The sequence below is a fragment of the Sphingorhabdus sp. EL138 genome, assembly GCF_945862485.1.
GTDB lineage: Bacteria > Pseudomonadota > Alphaproteobacteria > Sphingomonadales > Sphingomonadaceae > Sphingorhabdus_B.
The window spans coordinates 1-5,552 of record NZ_CAMAYF010000043.1 but is presented as its reverse complement, the minus strand read 5'-3'; the positions used below and the strand labels follow the sequence as shown (position 1 = coordinate 5,552).

Annotated in this window: 6 protein-coding genes; 1 reads left to right on the top strand and 5 read right to left on the bottom strand. The window is 55.4% G+C overall.

Annotated elements, in window-relative coordinates:
- Positions 1-266: 266 nt before the first annotated feature.
- The 4 genes from Q0O33_RS10400 to yghU form a co-directional block, all read right to left on the bottom strand.
- Positions 267-485 (bottom strand): AlpA family phage regulatory protein, encoded by a 219-nt coding sequence (locus tag Q0O33_RS10400; RefSeq protein WP_295499268.1) that lies wholly within the window; start codon positions 483-485, stop codon positions 267-269.
- An 84-nt stretch (positions 486-569) separates the two neighbouring features.
- Positions 570-905 carry a hypothetical protein gene (locus Q0O33_RS10395; protein WP_295499266.1) on the bottom strand — a complete coding sequence of 112 codons (336 nt, stop codon included), beginning with the start codon at positions 903-905 and terminating at the stop codon, positions 570-572.
- 158 nt (positions 906-1,063) lie between these two features.
- On the bottom strand, positions 1,064-2,323 hold the full coding sequence (locus Q0O33_RS10390) for a site-specific integrase (protein WP_295499264.1): 1,260 nt from the start codon (positions 2,321-2,323) through the stop codon (positions 1,064-1,066).
- A gap of 233 nt (positions 2,324-2,556) precedes the next feature.
- Positions 2,557-3,435, bottom strand: coding sequence for a glutathione-dependent disulfide-bond oxidoreductase (yghU, locus tag Q0O33_RS10385; protein ID WP_295499262.1), 879 nt, complete (start codon positions 3,433-3,435; stop codon positions 2,557-2,559).
- Positions 3,436-3,632: 197 nt separating this feature from the next.
- Here yghU and Q0O33_RS10380 point away from each other — a divergent pair, with 197 nt between their 5' ends.
- The gene (locus Q0O33_RS10380; protein WP_295499258.1) at positions 3,633-4,313 is read left to right on the top strand and encodes a crotonase/enoyl-CoA hydratase family protein; all 681 of its coding nucleotides are present in this window, start codon (positions 3,633-3,635) and stop codon (positions 4,311-4,313) included.
- Between the two features lie 9 nt (positions 4,314-4,322).
- Here the strand turns inward: Q0O33_RS10380 and Q0O33_RS10375 are convergent.
- Positions 4,323-5,552, bottom strand: a 1,230-nt coding sequence (locus Q0O33_RS10375) for an aminopeptidase family protein P (RefSeq protein WP_295499256.1), incomplete at its 5' end; no start/stop codon positions are given.

Genomic DNA, 5,552 nt, shown 5'->3' with positions numbered 1-5,552 from the left:
CCTATTTTTTATACATTAGCTTATTTTTTATACAATAGGCGGTTTCGTTCATGATGGAGCATACCTTTTATGAACAATACCTCGACAGTGTCCAAAGCGGGCGTGTGTCTGCGCTTAATCAAGATAGTTCCCCAACCGTCGCCTGAAATTGCCGAGTTTTGGGGCTGGTGTAACTAGCCCCTGCTTTCCTTTATCCTACCCCAATAGAGAGATATCCGACATCTTAGTGATATCAGATCGCTGCTCAGCGTCATTTGGGAGACAGGTCACTGTGCTTCGTCGCCCTTTGCACGTTGCATGATCCAAGCATCAACATCTTCCCCCAGCCAGCCTACAGCGCGGCCACCGGGGATAATCGTAAATGGTTTAGGGAATTGGCCTTTGGCAACCATATCCGCGAATTTAGCGCGGCTTACTCCGATGCGAGTACGCACCTCGTCGGGGCGGGCAATACGAACCGACCCACTGTTAACGCTCTGTTCCATAATCCTTTTGGTCCTTTATGGGGTTAAAGAGACCATCCATGTATGCGAACTTAATATTGCGCCTGATAGCAGACCGGACGGTTTTTAATCCCAGAGACCAGACGCGGTAAGCTGCCGATACATTTCACTACGCCCGGCAATTTCTAAACTTGCCTTTAGTCTAAATGTATTGACCCAGTTGATTACATCGCTTTTCCGGGCGCCTTCGGCTTTTTTGGTTTGTATGAAATGAGCGTGGTCAGCAATTACTGAGGCGGCAAGGTTGGCCTTTGGTTTCATTTCGCCACCACTTCGAGCGTCGTGTTTCCGCTTGGCCTGTGCTTCATCCCATTTGGCCTCCGCTTGAGCATTGAATAGTGGGAAGCCCTCACAATCACTGTCGTTTAATGTCAGGACCAAATCAAACGGCGCCCCTGGCATGACGGCCTTCCTCAATTCAAGCTCGGCGGCACACGGCTCGTGTTTGTACGGCGGGCATGGGTCACGCCCTTCCTTAATGCATTGGTCTACACGTAACCGTTCACTTTCTGGATCAGCAAAAAACCGAGAGTGGGGCCGTCCGCGTTTGCCGCTAGCCATTATAAACCAACTTTGCCAATGGCAGTAACCGTTGCCGCCTTCGGTTGACGCGCCATGTAGCCAGCCCATTGCTCCATGAGCTTGAAGCGCTTCTCTAGCTGGTCCTGACGCCGATATGCGGCTTCCGCCTTGTCCTTGATGGTGTGCGCCAACGCCAACTCGAGTGTCTCATTTGCGAAGCTTGTGGTTTCCGCCGCCCAGTCACGAAACGTCGAACGGAAGCCGTGTGGTACGTACGCGGCGAACTCGGGCATGCCTTTGATAACTGCGAGAAGTGCGCCGTTCGACATACCCTTTTTGCCAGTTGGGTCAGGAAACACGAAGTCACACTGCTTACCCTTCAGCATTTCTGTGATGATAGTTACCGCCCTTGCACTAAGCGGGATGCGGTGTTCGCGACCAGCCTTCATGCGTTCAGCAGGTATGGCCCAAACCTTAGCCACAAGATCGATCTCATCCCACTTTGCGCCCAACACTTCACCAGATCGCGCAGCGGTAAGGATTAGGAACTCGAAAGCCTTTGGGCTGATGCCCCTCTTGTCGCGCAGAGCCTGCACAAAGGCGTTAACTTCCTTATATGGCAGCGCAGGCTGATGCTTCACTTTTGCTATTTTGCGGGCCTTAGGTAGAAGTTGACCAAGACCGCCCTTCAGCGATGCGGGATTATCGCCTGTGACAAGTTTACGGGCTTTAGCCCAGTCCATAACGGTCTCAATCCGTTGACGGACGCGACTGGCAGTTTCAGTCTTGGTGGTCCAAATCGGTTCAAGCACACCCAGAACCTGCTCCATGGTGATCTGGTCGACGGGCAATTTACCTAACGACGGGTATGCATAGGTCTTTAGCGTCGCTGCCCACTGATGACGATGCTTAGCATTTTTCCACTCATGCTGCTTGGTAGCTATACACTGTGCAGCAGCTTCTTCGAAAGTCAGGCGCTGACGCCACGCCACATTCTGGGCCTTGGCAGCATCACGGGCGTCCTTCGGGTCGATGCCTTCAGCAACCTCGTCTCCTGCTTCCCGAGCTTTTTCCCGCGCTTTAGCCAATCCAACGCTACTAAGAGGACCAAGCCCAAGCTCACGACGTTTGCCTGTTGTAGGGCTTGTGTAGCGAAACACCCACGAGCGTGCGTATCCAGACGCACTTGCTGTAACCTGCAAGTTCAGCCCCGGCTGCTTCCCGTCTGCCGTGTAGCCAATCTTTGTCGTCGTCTCGACCTGACGAACAGTCAGGTCCGCCCTAGCACTTCTACCCACCTTAATACCCACCTTTCAAGGCTAGATAGTAGTGAGTCCATTACGATCTTACAAGAGGCTAAGGCCACTTAACATACTGTGACACAATGTAATAATAGTCTTCAATATGGCTCACTGGACCCTACTGAGTAGGACTCCGTCTCCGCCAGTCTGTGGCCTTCCTAAAGGAGAAACCCGCAAACCGATTTCAAGAAGGCCTAAATGCCCGTCGCACTTTGCGGCACTGCGTGTGATCACGTGGCCAGATTAATCTTATCCCGCGTCTTGGTATCAAAGTCGCCAGCGTCGTGCCGTTCATGCAACTGGCTCGCCGGATCACCCATCACGCGGTTGACCATGCGGCCCCTCTTGACTGCCGGACGCTCCGCAATCAGGTCCGTCCAGCGAATGACATTCTTATATTCGTGCACTGAAAGAAACGCACCCGCATCGTAAATCAGGCCCTTCACCAGCGCGCCATACCACGGCCAAATTGCCATGTCGGCAATCGTGTAGGTATCGCCTGCCATATACTCTCGGTCTGCCAAATTACGATCCAAGACGTCCAATTGCCGTTTTACCTCCATGGCAAAACGGTCAATCGCATATTCAAACTTAAACGGCGCGTAGGCATAAAAATGGCCAAAGCCGCCGCCCAGATACGGCGCGCTGCCCATTTGCCACATCAGCCAGTTGATCGTCTCGGTTCGGGCGTGATGCTCGGTTGGCAGAAACGCGCCGAACTTTTCCGCAAGATACAACAAAATCGATCCAGATTCGAACACGCGGGTTGGTTCTGGCGTTGAATGGTCGAACAAAGCGGGAATTTTGGAATTGGGGTTGGCATCGACAAAGCCGCTTGAAAACTGGTTGCCGTCGCGGATGTTGACCAACCACGCATCATATTCCGCTCTGCTGTGGCCAAGTGCCAACAGCTCCTCAAGCATTACCGTGACCTTCACGCCGTTCGGAGTTGCGAGCGAATATATCTGCATCGGGTGTTTACCGACCGGGCGCTCCTTGTCATGGGTGGCACCTGCGATTGGTCGGTTGATGTTTGCGAACTGGCCGCCATTTTCGGTATTCCACTCCCAGACATCGGCGGGAGTATATTCGGAAAAAGTCTGGGTCATGCGATGCTCCTGGGAATATGGTTCATGTGCAACATAGTCATTGGACGCGCCCGCGCCACTGGAAAAACGCTAACCCAAGGCAAGGCTTGCAGGACCATTTGGCCCCGCCTGGTCACATCGGATGCAAACTATAGAGGTTGACGTTCACGTGAACTTTCGGCCTTAGTCGTGCGACTGGAATGCAAGGGAGAAACAACATGTCCGCCACTGTCGAAATTACCAACGACATCGCCTTGATCCGTATGGACGACGGCAAAGCCAATGCCATCAACTTCGACATGCTCGCGGCGCTAAACAGCGCACTCGATACCGCTGAAGCGAATGCCAAAGCCATTGTGCTGACGGGACGTGATGGTCGCTTCTCGGGCGGGTTTGACCTGAACGCATTTGCCAGCCTTGGGGCCGACGGCGTGTATAAATTGCTGGATGCAGGCGCGGAGTTATTGCTGCGTTTGTTCGGCGGAGCGCTGCCCGTGGTCGCCGCCTGCAACGGCCATGCGATTGCGATGGGTGTTTTCATCTTGCACGCGTGCGACACGCGTATTGGCACCGCAGGCGACTATAAAATTGGCGCGAACGAAGCGATCACGGGCATGAACTTGCCTATTTTCGCGATGGAGCTCGCGCGCGATCGCCTGAACCCTTCGCACCTGACGCGTGCGATGATCCAGGGCTTTATCTATAATCCCGAAGGCGCAGTCGAGGCGGGTTATCTCGACGTGCTTGCAGAGGCAGGCGCGGTCGAAGCCAAAGCCATCGCCGTTGCCGGTCAGCTCGCGCAACTTCCCGCCCCGGCCTATGCATGGAACAAGGCGGCCATCCGCCAACCCACCCTCGACCGCATCCGCGCGAGCCTAGGCGCGCATCACAAACTTTGAAGACAGGGCTTAGGCGGGTACCAAAGGCGCACAGGCCTCCTGCGTCCAAGCCAGCGCCGCACCATCCAATTGTGGGCCGACCACCTCAAGCACCTTTGCGTGGTAATCATTCCACCAGCGCAATTCATCGCTATTCAGCAAGCTGACGTCCACTAATGTCTTGTCGATAGGTGCGAAGGTCAGGGTTTCGAAACCGAGATAGCGCCCCTCTGCGCCGGCGATCGCGCGGTCCTCGACCAACACCAGATTTTCAATGCGGATGCCATACTCGCCTTGCTTGTAATAGCCGGGCTCGTTCGATAGGATCATGCCCGCGTGCAACGGCTCGTCGCTCCCCGCTTGCCCACCAGCGTATTTGGCGATGCGCTGCGGCCCCTCGTGCACCGCAAGGAAGCTGCCGACGCCATGGCCGGTGCCGTGTGCGTAATCAAGGCCGGCTTGCCAAAGTGATGCACGTGCCATCGTATCCAACTGCGCGCCTCTGGTGCCTTCCGGGAAGACTACGCTTGCCAAGGCGATGTGGCCCTTAAGTACACGGGTGAAGCGGTCCTTCATCTCTGCGGTTGGCGCTCCGGGGCCAACCCACATCGTGCGGGTAACGTCAGTGGTACCGTCAAGATATTGCCCGCCGCTGTCGACCAAATAAATGCTGTTGGGTTCAATTGCGCGGTTGGTGCTTTCGTCGACCTTATAATGGCAATGCGCGCCGTTGGGGCCAGTAGCGGAAATTGTGTCAAACGACAGGTCTTTCAGCATTCCCGTATCTTCGCGAAACGCCTTCAGCTGCGCAGCCGCGGAAAGCTCATTCAGTCCGCCCTGATAGGCAGTTTCGCGCATCCAATGCAGGAAGCGGCTCAAGGCGGCGCCATCGCGGGCTTGCGCGGCGCGGTGGCCCGATTGCTCGACATGGTTTTTAACCGCCTTGGGCAATATGACCGGGTCGCGGGCTTCGATGATATGCGCGCCGCCAGCTTGCAGCGCGCCGAAAATCGCGGCTACGGCACGGTCGGGGTCAACCGCAATGCGCTTGTCCTTCATCGACCCCAATTCCGGCACAAATTCGGATGGATCGCGCAGGCGCACCGCATTCCCAAGGTGGGCGCGGACGGCGTCATCCACTTTTTCCGGCGCTACAAATAAATCCGCGGTGCCATCGGCATGGGCAAGTACGAAACTGAGCGCAACGGGCGTGTTCGACACGTCGGAGCCGCGGACATTCAGCAACCATGCGACCGAATC

Coding starts and splice junctions, on each gene's coding strand:
- Q0O33_RS10400 (WP_295499268.1), bottom strand. CDS start 485: ATGGAACAGAGCGTTAACAGTGGGTCGGTTCGTATTGCCCGCCCCGAC.
- Q0O33_RS10395 (WP_295499266.1), bottom strand. CDS start 905: ATGCCAGGGGCGCCGTTTGATTTGGTCCTGACATTAAACGACAGTGAT.
- yghU (WP_295499262.1), bottom strand. CDS start 3,435: ATGACCCAGACTTTTTCCGAATATACTCCCGCCGATGTCTGGGAGTGG.
- Q0O33_RS10380 (WP_295499258.1), top strand. CDS start 3,633: ATGTCCGCCACTGTCGAAATTACCAACGACATCGCCTTGATCCGTATG.